We start from the raw sequence: 17,087 nt of genomic DNA on the forward strand, positions 1-17,087 counted from the left end.
ACAGGCGCCCGCCGGGCTACCTGCCGGAGCCCTCCCCCGGGGCCGCGGTGCCCGCGGTGGTGCGCTCCATGGCGGCCATGAAGCGCTGGTGTTCGGCGAGTGAGGCCGGATCCCCGGCGGCCCGCGGTTCCCGCTGGGCCCACAGTGCCCAGAGGCCGGCGGCGACACCGGCGACACCCGGAATGATCAGCCAGGCGAGCGCACTCATACCAGTACTCCCAGCTCGTCGTGTCTATGAGCAGATTAACCACTCCGGCGGACAACGCGGCCGGCGCCGTCCGGGTTACGGGACGGCCGATCGGCTCACTTCCGGGGAGTATTCGGAGCGCCGTCACGGGGCCGTTGGAGTGACATCCCGGCGCGCCTCACCCGTCGGACGCGCGAGGTGTGCCGGCCGGTTCCGCGAGGTGTGCAGACCGGTTCCCCGAGGCGTGCCGATCGGTTCCGCCGGCCCGGGAGCGGTCCTCAGCAGCCGCCGGCGCCGACCCACTCCTCCTCGCCGTCGGAGAAGACCTGGTGCTTCCAGATCGGCACCTCGTGCTTGAGGTCGTCGATCAGCCGACGGGCGGCGGCGAAGGCCTCGCCGCGGTGGGCGCAGGAGACGGCGACGATCACGGCCTTGTCGGTGATCTCCAGCCGGCCCACCCGGTGGACCGCGGCGAGCGCCCGGACCGGGAAGTCCGCGGCCACCTTCTCGGCGATCCGGCGCATCTCCCGCTCGGCCGTGGGGTGGCAGCTGTACTCCAGCGCGGAGACCGACTTGCCGCCGTCGTGGTCCCGGACCGTCCCGACGAAGACGGTGGTACCGCCCGCCGCGTCGTCACCGACCGCCTCGTACACCTCGTCCAGCGAGAGCGGGGTGTCGCGGATGGCGAGCAGGCGGATGGGGTCGTGGTTCTCGGACATGGCCCCATGATTCCCCATCCGGCACGGGCCGGGGCAAGCCCCCCTTCCGCATCACGAGGCGGGGATTTCGCATCGCGAGAAACCCCCGCCGGGCGCCGCCCGGCCGACCCGACCCGCCCCGTCGGCACCGCCCTGTCGGAACCGCCGCTCGCGGACGCGTCACCGGCCGGTCAGAACCGCCGCCGCCTACGGGCCCGGCGCACCAGCGCCGCCGTACCGACCAGCGCCACCGTCGCCCCGGCCGCCCCCAGGCTGGTCGCCGCCTCCTTGCCGCCCAGTCGGCGCCCGGCCACCGCGTGCTTGCCGGACACCTGCTCCAGCAGCTCGGCCAGCACCTGCTCGTTGGTGTGCGCCGGGCGCCAGCCCGCCTCGTGCAGCCGGCTGCCGGACACCACCCAGGGGTACATCGTGTACGCCAGGTCCCCGGCCGGGGCCGGGGTCAGGCCCAGCCGGTGCAGCCGCGCCGCCGTACCGAGCGCCAGCGAGGCCGGCAGCTCCATCCGCCGGATCCCGGACAGCCGCTCCACGTCCTCCTGCTCCAGCCAGCCGTCACAGCCGACCGTCACCTCGCCCTCGACCAGGCCCAGCACCGCGTACTCCAGCGCCGCCGCCAGGTCGTCCACGTGGCAGAACTGCCAGCACGGCCGGGACCCGGCCACCACCAGCAGCCGGGGCGCCTCGAAGTGCCGGGTCAGCACGGTGTCCACGCCGGGGCCCACCACCACGGCCGGGCGCAGCACCGTCACCTGGAGGCCCGGGTGGGCGCGCGGCGCCCGGCGGGCCAGCCGCTCGATCTCCAGCAGGTCCCCGACCAGCGAGGCCTCCTCGGTCGCCCGCAGCTCGGAATCCTCCGCCAGCGGCACCTCGTTGTCGGCCAGCGCCCCGTAGACCATCGCCGAGGTGCACAGCACCACCCGGTGCACGCCGGCGGCCGCGGCCGCGGTCAGCACCGTCTGGGCGCCGCGCACGTTGTAGGCGCTGCGGGCCCGGGCGTCGGACTCCATGCCGAAGTCCATCGCCAGGTGCACCACCACGTCGACCCCGGCCAGCCGCTCGGCCACCGCCGGGTCCCGCACGTCGAGCACCCGCCACTGCACGCCCGGAACGTCGCCCCGCCGGTCGTCCACCGCGAGGACCTTCCGCACGTGCGGAGAGGCCACCAGCCGGGCGGCGACCCGCTCGCCCAGCACCCCCGCGGCACCCGTGACCGCCACGGTCAGCAGCCGACCGCCGTAGGCTGGAGGCGGCGACGCCGTGGTGTCCGACGCGTCCTCTCCTCCGGTCAGCCCAGAGCGAACGTCCGAGGGCGGGGAACTCACCGGCCATCCTCCACGGTTAGCTTTATGTGCGTACGGACGTGTGTCACGTACGTCCATCCTGCCCGAGGCGAAGGCCCGGCGGTGCACCCGGCGCGGGCCTGCCGCGCGGGAGCCGCCCCCGAGTCCCCCACTCCACCGCCGCCCCGGGCGCAGACTTTTCCGCCACACCCGCATGACGGCCGACCGGATCGAGGACCCCGTGAGCGACCTTCCCTTCGGATTCGGCGTTCCGCCCGAGGAGCCCGAGGACGGCAAGGCCAAGCCCGACGACGCGCAGAAGAAGAAGGACCAGGAGCAGTCCGGCAGCGGCCCGCAGTCGTTCGGCTTCGGCGGCGGCAACCCCTTCGGCGCGATGTTCGGCCTGCCCGGCACCCCGGGCGGCCCCGGCGGCGCCGGAGCCGACAACCCCTTCGCCGCGATGTTCGGCGGCATGAACCCGGGCGACCTCGGCGCCGCCTTCCAGCAGCTCGGCCAGATGCTCTCGTTCGAGGGCGGCCCGGTGAACTGGGACCTCGCCAAGAACATCGCCCGCCAGACCGTGGTCGCCGAGCCTGCCGAGGGCAAGAGCAAGGACCGCTCGGTCGGCGACGCCGAACGCTCCGCCGTCGCCGAGGCCATCCGCCTGGCCGACCTGTGGCTCGACGGCTCCACCGAGTTCCCCTCCGGCGCCGGCACCGCCGTCGCCTGGAGCCGCGCCGAGTGGATCGAGGCCACCCTCCCGGTCTGGAAGGACCTGGTGGACCCGGTCGCCGAGCGCGTCGGCAACGCCATGGGCGGCGTCCTGCCCGAGGAGATGCAGGCCATGGCCGGCCCCCTGATGGGCGTGATGCGCTCGATGGGCGGCGCCATGTTCGGCACCCAGATCGGCCAGGCGCTCGGCGCGCTCGCCGGCGAGGTGGTCGGCTCCGCCGACGTCGGCCTGCCGCTCGCCCCGGCCGGCAAGGCCGCGCTGCTGCCCCAGAACGTCGCCGAGTTCGGCGAGGGCCTGAACGTGCCCGCCGACGAGGTCCGGCTCTACCTCGCCCTGCGCGAGGCCGCCCACCAGCGGCTCTTCGCCCACGTGCCGTGGCTGCGCGCCCACCTGCTGGGCGCCGTCGAGGCCTACGCCCGCGGCATCAAGGTGGACACCTCCCGGATGGAGGAACTGGTCGGCCAGCTCGACCCGAGCAACCCGGAAGCGCTCCAGGAGGCCCTGGCCGGCGGCCTGCTCCAGCCCGAGGACACCCCCGAGCAGAAGGCCGCGCTCGCCCGCCTGGAGACCGCGCTCGCGCTCGTCGAGGGCTGGGTCGACGCCGTCGTGCACGCCGCCGCCGAACCGCACCTGCCGCAGTCCGGCGCGCTGCGCGAGACCGTCCGCCGCCGCCGCGCCGCCGGCGGGCCCGCCGAGCAGACCTTCGCCACCCTGGTCGGCCTGGAGCTGCGCCCGCGCCGGCTGCGCGACGCCTCCCGGCTCTGGGCGCTGCTCGCCGACGCCCGCGGCGTCGAGGGCCGCGACGCGCTCTGGGAGCACCCGGACATGCTGCCCACCGCCGCCGACCTGGACGACCCGGACGCCTTCGTGCACCGGGGCTCCGCCGACGACCTGGAGGGCGGCATCGACTTCGACGCGCTCGACAGGCTGCTCGGCGAGGCCGCGGCCGGCAAGCCCGACCTCACCAAGAAGGACGAGCAGCCGAAGACCGACGAGGACGGCACCGACGGAAAGGGCGAGCCCACCGCATGACGGACACCGAGACGCCCGCCGCCACCCTGCACGCGGACGCCGTCCGCACGCTGACCGGGTGGCGGCCCGCCGACCAGGACCAGGAGCGGCTGCGGCTCGACTACCTGGAGCACCTCGCGGCGCGGCCCGACGGCCTGTACCGGTCCTGCCTGCCCGCGCACATCACCGCGAGCGCGGCGGTCGTCGACCCGGCCGCCGGGCGGGTGCTGCTCACGCTGCACCCCAAGGTCGGCATGTGGCTCCAGATGGGCGGGCACTGCGAGCCCGGTGACCGTGACCTCGCCTCGGCCGCGCTGCGCGAGGCCGTCGAGGAGTCCGGCATCCCCGACCTGGTGCTGCTGGAGAGCGACGGCGCCCCGGTGCCGGCGAAGCTGGACCGGCACCTGGTGCGCTGCACCGGCAAGGACCGGCCGGAGAACACCCACCTGGACGTCCAGTACATCGCGCTGGCCCCGGCCGGCGCTCAGGCACTGATCAGCGAGGAGTCGCTGGACCTGCGCTGGTTCGACTACGACCGGCTGCCGGAGCTCACCGACCACTCGGTGCGCGACCTGGTCTCCCGGGCACGGCAGCTGACCGGCTGAGGCGTGACACCCGAAGGGGGCGCGGAGCCTATTGGCCCGCGCCCCCTTCCGTCGCTCCTCCGGTCGGACCCGACCGGGCCCACGGCTCCTGCCGCACCGTCCCGACCTGGCCCGGCCTGGCCTGGCCCGCGCCGCCCCCGCGCGCCCTCAGCCGCAGGAGGACGCCGCCGGATCCGGCCCGGTCGGGTTCGGGGCCGCGTGCCGAGCACCCGGGATGTGCGGCAGCCGGGCGGCGGAGACCACGCCCTCCAGATAGCCGCGGGCCCGCTCGGTCCGCGGATAGGACTCCAACAGGGCCCAGAACGCCGGGCCGTGGTCCGGCACCAGCAGGTGCGCCAGCTCGTGCAGCAGCACGTAGTCCAGCACGTACTCCGGCATGCCCTGGAGACGGTGCGAGAGGCGGATCGTCCCCTCGCTCGGGGTGCAGGAACCCCAGCGGGAATTCTGGTTGGTGACCCAGCGGACCTGGCTGGGCCGGGCCCGATCGCCCAGGTACGAGGCCGACAGCTCACGGGCCCTGGCCATCAGCCCCTCGTCCCCGGGAATCCGCCGGGACTCCTGGGCGGCGAGCTTCTCCAGCATCTGCGCGACCCAGCGTTGCTCCTCGGCGTGCGACATCCGGGCCGGGATCAGCACGACGGTGCGGTCGCCCTCGCGGTAGGCGGAGACGGTACGGCTGCGGCGGGCGCTGCGGCGCACCTCGACCCGGCTCCGGTCCTGCGCCTCGGGAGCCGCGGCGCCGGCGGGCGGCGGCTGCGACGGGCCCGGCCTCGGCTGCTGCCGCTGGTCCGGGCGCCCGCGCGTGTTCGGCCCCTCGACCTGCGACCCGGACGCTGCACGGGCACGCCGACGCGACGCCGGTGGATGGGAGTCCCGCTCGGCTGCCATGGCACACGACGTTACCCGGTACCCCTGACAGAAGTCCGCTGCCCTGGCCGGAATCTTTCATGGAGCGATCGCGAACGAAAAGTCGACGGCGGGTGTCCGGAAACCGACGCCCGGGCGGATGCCGCGTTATCCACAGGGCATGCGAACGGATGGCCCGATGATACGCGCGGACCTGTGGATAACCTTCCGCACGACACCCACGCGATGGGGCAAGCTGCGGTCAGCCGTCCGGAAACGATCGGAAGGGAGATCGTCGTGCGCCTCACCCTCAAACCCGCGCTGTCCCGCAGCTGGCGGGACTCGGAGACCCTGCAGTTCGGCACCGTCACCCGGTTCGCCGGGGTGCTCGGCAACGCCGACAAGACCCTCTGCGACTTCCTCGCGCTGCTCGACGGGACGCGCGACCGACCGGAACTCCTGAACGAGGGCGAACGCATCGGGCTCGGCCGCGAACCGGCCGACGCCCTGCTCGCCGACCTGGAGGAGACCGGCCTGCTCGACGACGCGGAGGCCGGCGACCGCGCACTGGCCCGCTTCCCCCATCAACAGCGGGACTTGCTCGGGCCTGACCTCGCCTCGCTCTCCCTGGTCCACTCCGGCCCGGGCGCCGCACCGGCGGTCCTGGGCCGCCGGGCCGACGCACGGATCGAGGTGCGCGGCGCGGGCCGGGTCGGCACCGCCGTGGCGGCGGTGCTCGCCGCGGGCGGCACCGGCACGGTCACCGTCGCGGACGGCGGCCGGGTCAAGCCCGGCGACTGCTCCCCCGCCGGGCTGCCGCCCGGGGACGTCGGACGGCTGCGCGCGACGGCGGCCCGGGAGGCGGTGCAGCGCGCCGCGGGCCGGGCTCCGGTTCCGGTGCCCCGGCGGCGGCCCGGGGACCCGCCACCGGACTTCGTGGTCCTCGCGCCCCGGGACGGCAGCGCCGCCTTCGCGGGCGGGACGTACGAGGCCCGGCTGCTGCTACGGGCCGGGGTGCCACACCTCTACGTGGGCGTGGTCGAGGAGTTCGGCGTCATCGGGCCGCTGGTGATCCCCGGGATGTCGGCCTGCGGGCACTGCCTGGTGCTGCGGCGGGAGGACGAGGACGCGGCCTGGCCGCGGGTGCTGGCCCAGCTGGCCGACGGAGGCCCCGGCCGGGCCCGGACACCGGCCTGCGACACGGCACTGGCGACGGCGGTCGCCGGACTGGCGGCACTGCACATCCAGGTGTTCCTGGACGGCGGCCGGCCCCCGAGCGTCGACGGCTGGTGCGAGGTGTCGGCCCGGGACGGCATGCCACGGCGCCTGCGGTTGCGCGGGCACCCGGACTGCGGCTGCCTGTGGCAGCCGCTGCCGCCGGGGTGAGGAACGGAGGAGGAGTAGGAGCGGAAGGAGGAAGACGAGTCTGACGGGAGCAGGCCCGGCGGCTGCACGGCTCGGCAGCCCCTGGCCTCCCCACGGCACCACGGGCACCCACCGGCCGTACGAGCCGACGGCCAGGTGAGCCCGCGGTACCGACGAACCCCCCTCGCCGGGGTCGAGGCCCCCAGGGGCAGGCACGAGCCCTCCTACGGCCTGCGCCCTGCCCGGGGCAGGGCGCGGGCCGTAGGAGGGCGGGGAGCCACCGCACGGGGCACGAGGCGGGCGGGTGGTGGGCGCAGGGCAGTGGATGGTGGGTGCGGTGGGCGGGTGGCGAGGGTGGGTGGGGTGGGGGAGGGGGGAGGGGGGAGGGGGCCCCGGGGAAAGGCGACATCACACCCCTGCGCAGGAAGTCGGCCGAGCCGACTTCCTGCGCAGAACCACCACCCCCTCCCCTACCCCACCACCCCAAGCCGCCCAACTCCCCACAAAGGGAAGCCACTCCCCGCCCCGCCCCGCGGAATTCCGCGGGGCGGGCGACAGGGAGCGGGCACAATGGCGTAGAGATGGTCGGCCGCCCGGAACCGGGCGGCCAGGGATTGGAGGCCCGGGGTGAGCGATCTTCCGCGCAAGGCAGTGACCCGCACGGCACGGCTCGCCGCCCTGCCGCTGGGGATAGCCGGTCGCGCCACGCTCGGCCTGGGCAAGCGGATCGGCGGCCGCTCCGCCGAGGTGGTCACCGCCGAGCTCCAACAGGCCACCGCCGACCAGCTGTTCAAGGTCCTCGGCGAACTCAAGGGCGGGGCGATGAAGTTCGGGCAGGTGCTGTCCGTCTTCGAGGCCGCGCTGCCCGAGGAGGTCGCCGGGCCGTACCGGGCGGCGCTCACCAAGCTCCAGGACGCCGCTCCCCCGATGCCCGCCGCCAAGGTGCACACCGCGCTCGCCCAGCGACTCGGCGAGGACTGGCGCGAGCTGTTCCGGGAGTTCGACGACCGCCCCGCGGCCGCCGCCTCGATCGGCCAGGTGCACAAGGCGGTGTGGCACGACGGCCGTACGGTCGCCGTCAAGGTGCAGTACCCGGGCGCGGGTGACGCGCTGCTCGCGGACCTCTCGCAGCTGAGCCGGGTGGCCTGGCTGCTGGGCCCACTGATCCCCGGGCTGGACGTCAAGCCGCTGATCACCGAGCTGCGCGAGCGCGTCTCGGAGGAGCTGGACTACGAGCTGGAGGCGCAGGCCCAGCACCGGCACGCCGAGGAGTTCACGGACGACCCGGACATCGTGGTGCCGGGCGTGGTGGCCCAGGCCGACCAGGTGCTGGTCACCGAGTGGATGGGCGGCACCCCGCTGGCCGAGGTGATCGCGGGCGGCACCCAGGAGGAGCGCGACCGCGCCGGGCAGTTGCTGGCCCGGTTCCTGTTCGCGGGCCCGTCCCGGACCGGGCTGCTGCACGCGGACCCGCACCCGGGCAACTTCCGGCTGCTGAAGGACGACGGCCCGGTGTCGGGCTGGCGGCTGGGCGTGCTGGACTTCGGCACCGTGGACCGGCTGCCCGGCGGGCTGCCCGCGCCGATCGGGGCCTCGCTACGGATGGCGCTGGCCGGGGACGCGGCGGGCGTGCTCCGGATGCTGCGCGAGGAGGGCTTCGTGAAGCCCTCGATCCGGCTGGACCCGGACGCGGTGCTCGACTACCTGCTGCCGATCATCGAGCCGGCCGCGGTGGAGAACTTCCACTTCACCCGGACCTGGATGCGCGCCCAGGCGGCCCGGATCGCCGACCCGCGCTCGCCCGCCTACAACCTGGGCAAGCAGCTGAACCTGCCCCCGGCGTACCTGCTGATCCACCGGGTGACGCTGAGCACCATCGGGGTGCTCTGCCAGCTGGGCGCCAAGGCGCCGTTCCGCGCGGAGATGCTGGAGTGGCTGCCCGAGTTCGCCCACCAGCGGTCGGCGGGCCCCGCGGGGCTCGGGAACTCCGCAACGCCCGGGAGCCACGAGAAGCCCGGGAGCCATGCGAAGCCCGGCAAGCTCACCGGCCCCGCGCGGCAGGCCCGTCCGGCCCGCGAGGACGCCGAGCGGGCCCGGGTCCGCAAGGACTGACCCGGCACCGCGACAACGGCCGCAGGCCGCTCCCCGACGACGGGGAGCGGCCTGCGGCACGACGGGGGTGGACCGGAGTCCGGGAGGGCCTGCGGCGGACGGGCCCTCGGGCCGGGGCCCTACATCAGCGCGACGGCGAGCGCCTTGCGGGCGCGCATCGAAGCGCGCTCGGCCCGCTGCCTGAGCTTGTGGGCCCGCACGACCCGGCTGACGAGCCGTTGGTTCTCGGCCTCGTGCCGCCTGTCTTGCATATGGGCACGGGCCAGGGATTCGTGGAGGAGTTGCATCTCGAGGATCCTGTTCTGGGTCTGAAGTTCGGTGGCCTGCTCGGCGCGGGCGGTGGGATCGACGGCGGCGGGGTTCATGTCGTGGTCCTGCTCGTGGTGCTTGCTCGGGAACGGGATGCGGGCTGCGGCGTCGGCCTTGGCGGCGGCGATCCGCACGGATCGGCGGAGGGCGCTGTCCAGCGGGGGCTGCTCTCCCCGGCGGACGACCCTGGCCTCGTGGGCGGGGTTCACGCCATGACCTCGGTCTTGCGCGGACGGCCACGGGGACGCTTGCGCGCCACCACGACGCCCTGGACGAACAGCTCGCCACCCCAGACGCCCCACGGCTCACGCCGCTCCAGGGCGCCGGCCAGGCAGACGTCCTTCACCGGGCAGGTGCCGCAGAGGGACTTCGCGTACTCGACGTCGGCCGGCGTCTCGGCGAAGAAGACCTCGGGGTCGAAGGCGCGGCAGGGGATGGGGAGACCGAGGGACTCGGCCTGCTCGATCGAGCTGAGCTGCATGGAAGGAACCTCCGGGGGGTCGGCCTGGTCGGCCTTGGTGATCTGGCTTGTCTGCGGTACGGACGGGGTGGGCGGCGTGATGACCGTGGACACTGTTGGCGTCTTCCTCGTCTTTTCTCAGTGGTTCCGACCCAGGGGACTGGTGGTGCTGGGCCGGAGGCCCCGGAGGGCCTGGGTGGTCTTGCGTACCGGACAAAACAGAAGGGCCGCGGATCCCGGTGGTGACGGGTTCCGCGGCCCTGGAGGTGCCGACCTGAGGCTGGCTCAGGTTCGTTCTCTCCAGGGTTCAGGGCCGCGGAAGGCCCACATCCGGACGGCCTTGGCGCCCATGGGGGCGACCGCGGCCTGGTTAATCTGCTGCTCGTTCTGCTTCTGGGTGTTTCCGGCACCGATGACCTGCGCATAGCCGCCATGCATGGCGGCGGCTACTGCCGCCTTCGGTGCCTGGGTCGGTCGCTCGTCGCGCAGGGAGCACGACGTGCCGAACGACGCCCGGTCACGGGACAGACCGGTCTCGACAAAGGTCCCGTCGACGCTCCTGCTGCCCGTGAGGCACAGATCAGTGTGTCCAAGACCACTGACAGCGGGGACGGCGAGGACACCGGTGGTGTCGAGACCCAGACCGGTTCCACCGAGCTCGGCGAACGCCCGCAGGCGGGCGGCACGCAGGGAGGCAGCGACAACGGTCTGGCCAGTCATTTTGGTGATCATGATGTTTCCCACTGTCTTCGCCTCCTCTCGGCGTCTCGCGGAGCCTGGTCTCCCTGGCTCCGAATGTTCGGATGTCTGTCTCGGTGAAGCTCGGTAAAGCGTTGTGAAGCTCTCGGGCGAGGGGCACCGGCACAGGTTTCACCCCGTGCGACCGCGTCCCCTTGACCGCTCCGGCAGGCTATTGCGCTCCCGGTACGCGGCGCAAACTATTTTTCACGCGAGTTCTTCGGCACGACACACGACGGGTTGCGAAGCCCTCGAAGCGGCCCCGTGGACCGCGCCCGTACCGGCTCAGGCCGGATCGGCCGGACCGCCGTCCTCGACGTCGTCCGGATCCTCTTCGGGCTCCTCCCCCGCACACAACGACAGCACGGCCGCCCCGTACTTGTCCAGCTTCATGGCGCCGACCCCGGAGATGGCGGCCAGTTCCCCGCGGCCGGCGGGCACGTCCTCGGCGATCGCCATCAGCGTGGCGTCGGTGAACACCACGTAGGCCGGCGCGCCCTGCTTCTTCGCCTGCCGGGCCCGCCACTCGCGCAGCCGTTCGTAGAGCCCCTCGTCCATCGTGGACGGGCAGCTCTCGCAGCGGCGCAGCTTGCGCTCGACGGCCTCGGTGAGCACCTTGTCGCAGACCCGGCACTTGACCGGCCCGCGGACCCGCCGAGCGGCGGAGCGCTCGCCGGGCTCGACGCCCCCTCGCCCGCCGCGTGCGCCGGTGCGCGCGCCGGGGGCGGAGGAGCCGGGGCGCAGCCCGTCCAGGAAGCGGCTGGGCTTGCGGCTGGCTCGCCCGCCCGGGGAGCGGGAGAGCGCCCAGGAGAGGGTGAGGTGCTTGCGGGCGCGGGTGACGCCGACGTAGAGGAGGCGGCGCTCCTCCTCGACCTGTTCGTCGGTCTTGGCGTAGATGATCGGCAGGGTGCCCTCGGTGAGGCCGACCAGGAAGACGGCGTCCCATTCGAGGCCCTTGGCGGCGTGCAGCGAGGCGAGCGTGACGCCCTCGACGGCGGGGGCGTGCTGGGCCGCGGCGCGGGCGTCCAGTTCAGCGACGTAGGCGGCGAGGTCGGTGTCCTGGCCGGCCGCGGTGCGGGTGCGTTCGAACTCCTCGGCCAGTCGGACGAGGGCGGCCAGTGACTCCCAGCGGTCCCGGACGGCGCCGGAGCCGGCCGGCGGCTCGGCGGTGAAGCCCCGGGTGGCGAGGACCGCGCGGACCTGGCCGGCCAGGTCGGGGGCTCCGTCGGTGAGCGGGTCGGAGGCGGCGCGGGCGGCGCCGCGCAGCAGGACGCCGGCGTCCCGGACCTCGGGGCGTTCGAAGAAGCGTTCCGCGCCCTTGAGCTGGTAGGGGACGCCGAGGTCGGCGAGGGCCTGTTCGTAGACCTCGGACTGGCCGTTGGTGCGGAACAGCACGGCGATCTCGCTGGCGCGCACGCCGGTGGCGAGCAGGTCCTTGATCCGGCGGGCGGTGGTCTCGGCCTCGGTGGGTTCGTCCTCGTACTCGGTGTAGACGGGTTCGGGGCCGGCCTCGCGCTGGGAGACGAGTTCCAGGCGGTGCCGGGCGGCCTCGCCGCGGGCCTGGGCGAGCAGTCCGTTGGCGAGGTGGACGACCTGGGGGGTGGAGCGGTAGTCGCGGACGAGCTTGACCACCGTCGCCCCGGGGTGGCGGCTGCGGAAGTTGAGGAGGTAGTCGGGGGTGGCGCCGGTGAAGGAGTAGATGGTCTGGCTGGCGTCGCCGACGACGCAGAGGCTGGCGCCGCCGTCGGGGCCGGTCCACTGGTCGAGCAGGCGCTGCTGGAGCGGGGAGACGTCCTGGTACTCGTCGACGGTGAAGTGCCGGTACTGGGAGCGGACCTGGTCGGCGATGTCCGGGCGGTCCTCCAGGATGGCGGCGGTGAGCAGCAGGACGTCCTCGAAGTCGATGTTGCCGCGGCGGCTCTTGGTCTCCTCGTAGACGCGGTAGACCTGGGCGGTCTCGGCCGGGTCGCGGGGGGCGTCGCGGCCGGACTTGGCGACGGCGGAGGGGTAGTCCTCGGGGGCGATCTGGGTGACCTTGGCCCATTCGATCTCGGCGGTGAGGTCGCGCAGTTCGGTGCGCTGGACGCGCAGGCCGCAGCGGCCGGCGGCTTCGGCGACGAGTTGGACCTTGCGTTCCAGGAGTTGGGGGACGGGGCCGCCGACGGCGCGCGGCCAGAAGTACTGGAGCTGGCGCAGGGCGGCGGCGTGGAAGGTGCGGGCCTGGACGCCGTCGGCGCCGAGCTGGCGCAGGCGGCCGCGCATCTCGCCGGCGGCGCGGGCGGTGAAGGTGACGGCGAGGACCTGCTGGGGGTGGTAGACGCCGCTGCGCACGCCGTAGGCGATCCGGTGGGTGATGGCGCGGGTCTTGCCGGTGCCGGCGCCGGCCAGGACGCAGACGGGACCGTGCAGGGCGGTGGCGACGGCGCGCTGCTCGGGGTCGAGCCCGGCGAGCACGGCGTCCGGGCCCGTGGCGGCGCCGGGGTCGGCCCAGGGGGAGCCGTGGGGGCCGTCGTAGGGGCTGCCGCTCAAGAGGTCTTCCTGCATGCGTTCCATCCTCTCAGCCCGGGGGGACATTGCGGACGGAGTTGTCCACAGGGCCGGTGCGATCGCAGGATGATCGCTCCGCGCGGTGGTCGACGGCGTGCCGGAATGCCCGCCGTTCGGTGGACGTTCCCTCCGGAGACCGTTCGCACCTCTCTTTCGAAGGAGCCCCCTCGATGTCCGGCACCGTGACGATGTACAGCACGACCTGGTGTGGGTACTGCAACCGACTCAAGAGCCAGCTGGACCGTGAAGGCATCGGCTACACCGAGATCAACATCGAGGAGGACCCGGCGTCGGCGTCCTTCGTCGAGTCGGTGAACAACGGCAACCAGACCGTTCCGACGGTGCTGGTGACGCCGGCCGGCGGCGGCGAGCAGGTCGTGATGACGAACCCGAGCCTGCTGCAGGTCAAGAAGGCCCTGGCGGCCTGAGCCCCGCGGCCCCGGACCCGTCGACCCGGCCGGGGCCGGCCCCCGACCCCGCCGGGCCGGGGACGGAACCGCCGGGGCCGGCGGGGCCGGCGCGCGTCACTGCGCGTCGGCCCTGGCCGGGTCGACGGGCGTGGCGGGGGCAGGCAGGGTGGTGCGGGCGCCGAGGTCGCCGACGCCGTAGACGAGCCGGCTGCGGTCGGCCGAGTAGCGGGTCTCGATGACTCGTACGGGCCCGCGCCGGTCGTAGGTGACGCGGGTCTGCACCAGCAGCGGCACGCCGGGGCCGCCCTGGAACCACTGGGCCTCCTCGGGGCCCGGCATCCGCGCGACCAGGTGGTCCACGGCGCCGATCTCGGTGCGCCCGAGGACGGCGAGCACCGCTTCGTCGCCGCCCTCGACGGGGTCGGGTTCCATCAGCGGGGTGCCGGCGGCGAGGCCGGCCCGGTAGTGGCTCTCCTCGATGGAGTACGGCTCGCGGTCGAGCAGCCGCAGCTGGCGGCGGACCACGATGGCCTCGCCGGGGCGCAGTCCGAGGCGTTCGGCGATGTCCACCCGGGCCCGGACGATCATCATCTCGAAGTCGGTGCCGAGTTCCCGTCCGGCTTCGGCGGCTTCGCCGAGGTAGACGGCGGAGGGCGCGGCGAGGCAGTCGCGCGGTGCGGGGGTCGGGCTGGGCCCGTAGGCGCGGTGGTCCAGGACGGGGTGTTCGCGCAGGTAGGTGCCCTTGCCCTGGAGGCGGACCAGGCGGCCCTCGTTGACCAGGACGTCGACGGCGAGCCGGACGGTGTTGCGGGCGACGCCGTACTGGCGCTCCAGTTCGCTCTCGACCGGCAGGGCGGCGTCGGCGGTGAACTCGCCTTCGGCGATCCGGCGGCGCAGGTCGGCGGCGAGGCGCTGGTATTTGGGGGATTGGGCGGTGCCCCGGGGGATTGTCACCCTGGTGAATGTAGCGAGCGGGGCGAGCCGGTTTCAGCGGTTTCCGGCAATATCGTCCGAGCGGGTTGACAACGGGCCCGCGCGCCACCCTCCCGGTAGCAGAACTGGCCCGTCCGGATACGAACAGCTGGTCGTGGTGAATGCGGGACGGGATTGGAGAGAAAAACGGGGGCGCATGGAATTGTCCACGCGCCCCCCTTTCGTGCGGCCCTTTCGCGCCGGCGCCCTTTCCGTGGAACCGGCGGGACCGCCGACGCGTCCTACGGGACCCTACGGGGCTACCAGCGCGCCGCCGACGGCAGCGGCTCCCCGTACCAGAGCTCGACCAGGTGCCGGGCGATCGAGATGCCCGACGGCGGCAGGATCTCCCCCGCCTCCATCCCGGCCCGCAGCTCCTCGCGGGAGAACCAGCGCGCCTCGGCCAGCTCCTCGCCGTCCACGGTGATCTCGGTGCCGCCGGGCAGCGCCTTGCCCAGGAAGCCGAGCATCAGGCTGGACGGGAACGGCCAGGGCTGGCTGGCGACGTAGCGCACCTCGCCGACCCGTACGCCCGCCTCCTCGTGCACCTCGCGGGCCACCGCCTGCTCGATCGACTCCCCCGGCTCGACGAAGCCGGCCAGCGTCGACCAGCGGCCCTCCGGCCACAGCGCCTGGCGGCCGAGCAGGCAGCGGTCCTGCTCGTCGGTGATCACCATGATCACCGCCGGGTCGGTGCGCGGGTAGTGCTCGGCCGCGCAGGAGGTGCAGCGCCGCACGTGCCCGGCGCCGGCCTTCTCGGTCGGGTGCCCGCAGCGCGAGCAGAAGCTGTGCAGCCGGTGCCAGTGCTCCAGCGCCACGGCGTGCACCAACAGCCCGGCGTCCCGGTCGGACAGCAGCCCGCCGACCTCGCGCAGCCCGGCCGGGCGGGCGTCGCCGTCCAGGCGCCCGGGCAGGCTCTCGCCGGCCAGCGCGAAGTACGAGACGCCGTCCTCGTCGGTGCCGAGGAAGTACCGGTCGCCGGTCTGCGGCGCCTCGAAGGAGGGCAGCAGCACGAGTTCGGTGCCCTGCGCGGTGTCGACCACGAACGCCTCGCCGCCGGCGATCGGCAGGACCCGGGTGCTCGGGTGGCTCCAGGCGGCCGCCAGCCAGGGCTCGTCGAAACGGTGCTCGGCCGCCCGGTCCACCCCGGACCGGGCCAGTGCCAGGGGCAGCGGGCGCTCGGTCTCAGGCACGGTGCTCACGTCTGTTCCATCCCCACGTGGTGAATCATCCGGATGAGTGATCTGGCTGCCTCGGTGCGCGCACCAGGGGCTGTCCCCCCGGTGCGCGCGGTGGTGCTCACGCCCTCGGCGCGCGCTGCGGGGGTCACGCCCCCGGTGCGCACTGCGGAGGTCATGCCCCCGGCCGGAAGTTCTCGGCCAGGTCGCCCCAGAGGTACGCGGCGGTCTCCACGCCCTTGGCCAGCAGGTCCAGCTCGACCTTCTCGTTGACCGAGTGCCAGCCGTCCGAGGGCACCGAGATGCCGAGGAACAGCACCGGCGCGCCCAGCACGTCCTGGAGGTCGGCGGCGGGGCCGGAGCCGCCCTCGCGGGTGAAGAGGATCTTCTGCTCGAAGGCCCGTCCCATCGCGCGGACGGTGGACTGCAGCGCCGGGTGGTCCAGCGGGGTCAGGCAGGGCCGGGTCGCGCCGGGGAAGACCAGCTCGTGGCGGATGCCCTCGGGCACCTGCCCGGCCACCCAGGCCCGCACCGCCTCGCGGACCTTCTCCACCTCCTGCCCGGCGACCAGCCGGAAGGACAGCTTGAGGTGCGCCGAGGCGGGGACGATGGTCTTGCCGCCGGGGCCGGTGTAGCCGCCCCAGATGCCGTTGACCTCGGCGGTCGGGCGGGCCCAGATCCGCTCCAGGGTGGAGTAGCCGGCCTCGCCGCGGGTGCCGTACGACTTGGCGACCCTCAGCCACTGCTCCTCGTCGAAGGGCAGCTCGGCGAACAGCTCGCGCTCGGTCTCGGTCAGCTCGACGACGCCGTCGTAGAAGCCCGGGATCGCGACCTTGCGGTCGGTGTCGTGCAGGGCGGCGGCCAGCTCCGCGGCGACCTGGGCCGGGTTGGGGACGGCGCCGCCGAAGGAGCCGGAGTGGATGTCGGTGTCCGGCCCGTACAGGTCGATCTGGGCGTCGGCCAGGCCGCGCATGCCGGTGCAGACGGTCGGCGTGGTCGCGGACCACATGCCGGTGTCCGAGATGACGACGACGTCGGCGGCCAGCCGCGCGGCCTCGCGCCGGACCAGGTCGGCGAAGTTCGGCGAGCCGGACTCCTCCTCGCCCTCGATCAGCAGCTTGAGGTTGACGGCCGGCGCGGTGCGGCCGGTGGCGGCGAGGTGGGCGCGCACGCCCAGGGTGTGGAAGAACACCTGGCCCTTGTCGTCGGCGGCGCCGCGCGCGTACAGCCGGCCGTCGACCACGGTCGGGGTGAACGGCTCGGTCTCCCAGCCGTCCTCCTTGGCCGCGGGCTGGACGTCGTGGTGCCCGTAGACCAGGACGGTCGGCGCGGACGGGTCCCCGGAGGGCCACTCGGCGAACACCGCCGGCAGTCCGTCGGTCTCCCACACCTCGGTCACCGGGAAGCCGGTCTCGCCCAGCTTGGCGGCCAGCCACTCGGCCGAGCGCCGCACGTCGCCGGCCCGCTCCGGGTCGGCGGAGACCGAGGGGATGGCCAGCCACTCGGCGAGGTCGGCGAGGAAGGCGGCCTGGTGCTGATCGATGTAGGAGCGGACGACGCTGTCCGGGGTTCTCGTCATACCGACGACTGTAGTTCGCCCGTGCGGGTGCCCGCCCCG

General features: G+C 74.1%; 16 protein-coding genes. 5 read left to right on the forward strand and 11 right to left on the reverse strand.

Going from position 1 to position 17,087, the window contains the following annotated elements; all coding sequences use genetic code 11:
• Nucleotides 1-16 precede the first annotated feature (16 nt).
• The 3 genes from ACGF0D_RS02395 to ACGF0D_RS02405 all read right to left on the reverse strand — a co-directional run bounded on the left by ACGF0D_RS02395 (nucleotide 17) and on the right by ACGF0D_RS02405 (nucleotide 2,225).
• Nucleotides 17-208, reverse strand: coding sequence for a hypothetical protein (locus tag ACGF0D_RS02395; RefSeq protein ID WP_392913660.1), 192 nt, complete (start codon nucleotides 206-208; stop codon nucleotides 17-19).
• A gap of 257 nt (nucleotides 209-465) precedes the next feature.
• Nucleotides 466-906: a molybdenum cofactor biosynthesis protein MoaE gene (locus tag ACGF0D_RS02400; protein WP_392873376.1), complete on the reverse strand. Its 441-nt coding sequence runs from the start codon at nucleotides 904-906 to the stop codon at nucleotides 466-468.
• 170 nt (nucleotides 907-1,076) lie between these two features.
• Nucleotides 1,077-2,225, reverse strand: a complete 1,149-nt coding sequence (locus ACGF0D_RS02405) for an NAD-dependent epimerase/dehydratase family protein (protein WP_392873379.1) — start codon at nucleotides 2,223-2,225, stop codon at nucleotides 1,077-1,079.
• 199 nt (nucleotides 2,226-2,424) lie between these two features.
• On the opposite strand from ACGF0D_RS02405, the gene ACGF0D_RS02410 reads away from it, so the two are divergent.
• Both ACGF0D_RS02410 and ACGF0D_RS02415 read left to right on the forward strand, forming a co-directional pair.
• Nucleotides 2,425-3,948, forward strand: a complete 1,524-nt coding sequence (locus ACGF0D_RS02410) for a zinc-dependent metalloprotease (protein ID WP_392873382.1) — start codon at nucleotides 2,425-2,427, stop codon at nucleotides 3,946-3,948.
• Nucleotides 3,945-4,532 (forward strand): NUDIX hydrolase, encoded by a 588-nt coding sequence (locus tag ACGF0D_RS02415; protein ID WP_392913661.1) that lies wholly within the window; start codon nucleotides 3,945-3,947, stop codon nucleotides 4,530-4,532. The genes ACGF0D_RS02410 and ACGF0D_RS02415 overlap by 4 nt, the downstream gene beginning before the upstream one ends.
• Nucleotides 4,533-4,679: 147 nt before the next feature.
• Here ACGF0D_RS02415 and ACGF0D_RS02420 read toward each other — a convergent pair whose 3' ends face one another.
• Entirely contained in the window at nucleotides 4,680-5,231 is a 552-nt protein-coding gene (locus tag ACGF0D_RS02420) for a M48 family metallopeptidase (RefSeq protein WP_392873388.1), read from the reverse strand.
• Nucleotides 5,232-5,675: 444 nt separating this feature from the next.
• Here ACGF0D_RS02420 and ACGF0D_RS02425 point away from each other — a divergent pair, with 444 nt between their 5' ends.
• Both ACGF0D_RS02425 and ACGF0D_RS02430 read left to right on the forward strand, forming a co-directional pair.
• Complete coding sequence (locus ACGF0D_RS02425) at nucleotides 5,676-6,764, forward strand: TOMM precursor leader peptide-binding protein (protein WP_392913662.1); 1,089 nt, start codon at nucleotides 5,676-5,678, stop codon at nucleotides 6,762-6,764.
• A 606-nt stretch (nucleotides 6,765-7,370) separates the two neighbouring features.
• The gene (locus tag ACGF0D_RS02430) at nucleotides 7,371-8,855 is read left to right on the forward strand and encodes an ABC1 kinase family protein (protein WP_392913663.1); all 1,485 of its coding nucleotides are present in this window, start codon (nucleotides 7,371-7,373) and stop codon (nucleotides 8,853-8,855) included.
• A 119-nt stretch (nucleotides 8,856-8,974) separates the two neighbouring features.
• Here the strand turns inward: ACGF0D_RS02430 and ACGF0D_RS02435 are convergent, their stop codons facing one another.
• The 4 genes from ACGF0D_RS02435 to ACGF0D_RS02450 form a co-directional block, all read right to left on the reverse strand.
• Complete coding sequence (locus ACGF0D_RS02435; RefSeq protein ID WP_392913664.1) at nucleotides 8,975-9,373, reverse strand: hypothetical protein; 399 nt, start codon at nucleotides 9,371-9,373, stop codon at nucleotides 8,975-8,977.
• Nucleotides 9,370-9,738, reverse strand: coding sequence for a WhiB family transcriptional regulator (locus ACGF0D_RS02440; protein WP_392873426.1), 369 nt, complete (start codon nucleotides 9,736-9,738; stop codon nucleotides 9,370-9,372). The genes ACGF0D_RS02435 and ACGF0D_RS02440 overlap by 4 nt, the downstream gene beginning before the upstream one ends.
• A gap of 171 nt (nucleotides 9,739-9,909) precedes the next feature.
• Complete coding sequence (locus ACGF0D_RS02445; RefSeq protein WP_392913665.1) at nucleotides 9,910-10,368, reverse strand: hypothetical protein; 459 nt, start codon at nucleotides 10,366-10,368, stop codon at nucleotides 9,910-9,912.
• 279 nt (nucleotides 10,369-10,647) lie between these two features.
• Complete coding sequence (locus ACGF0D_RS02450; RefSeq protein ID WP_392873432.1) at nucleotides 10,648-12,915, reverse strand: ATP-dependent DNA helicase UvrD2; 2,268 nt, start codon at nucleotides 12,913-12,915, stop codon at nucleotides 10,648-10,650.
• 164 nt (nucleotides 12,916-13,079) lie between these two features.
• On the opposite strand from ACGF0D_RS02450, the gene ACGF0D_RS02455 reads away from it, so the two are divergent.
• Nucleotides 13,080-13,337, forward strand: coding sequence for a mycoredoxin (locus tag ACGF0D_RS02455; RefSeq protein ID WP_355268016.1), 258 nt, complete (start codon nucleotides 13,080-13,082; stop codon nucleotides 13,335-13,337).
• Between the two features lie 96 nt (nucleotides 13,338-13,433).
• On the opposite strand, the gene ACGF0D_RS02460 is transcribed toward ACGF0D_RS02455, so the two are convergent.
• From ACGF0D_RS02460 to ACGF0D_RS02470, 3 genes are all read right to left on the reverse strand, one after another.
• Nucleotides 13,434-14,273, reverse strand: a complete 840-nt coding sequence (locus tag ACGF0D_RS02460; RefSeq protein ID WP_392913666.1) for a GntR family transcriptional regulator — start codon at nucleotides 14,271-14,273, stop codon at nucleotides 13,434-13,436.
• Between the two features lie 278 nt (nucleotides 14,274-14,551).
• A complete protein-coding gene (nudC, locus tag ACGF0D_RS02465; protein ID WP_392913667.1) occupies nucleotides 14,552-15,493 on the reverse strand; it encodes an NAD(+) diphosphatase in 942 nt (313 codons plus the stop codon).
• 151 nt (nucleotides 15,494-15,644) lie between these two features.
• On the reverse strand, nucleotides 15,645-17,048 hold the full coding sequence (locus tag ACGF0D_RS02470) for a dipeptidase (protein WP_392913668.1): 1,404 nt from the start codon (nucleotides 17,046-17,048) through the stop codon (nucleotides 15,645-15,647).
• Nucleotides 17,049-17,087 lie beyond the last annotated feature (39 nt).

It is taken from the genome of Kitasatospora sp. NPDC048298, assembly GCF_043201465.1.
GTDB lineage: Bacteria > Actinomycetota > Actinomycetes > Streptomycetales > Streptomycetaceae > Kitasatospora.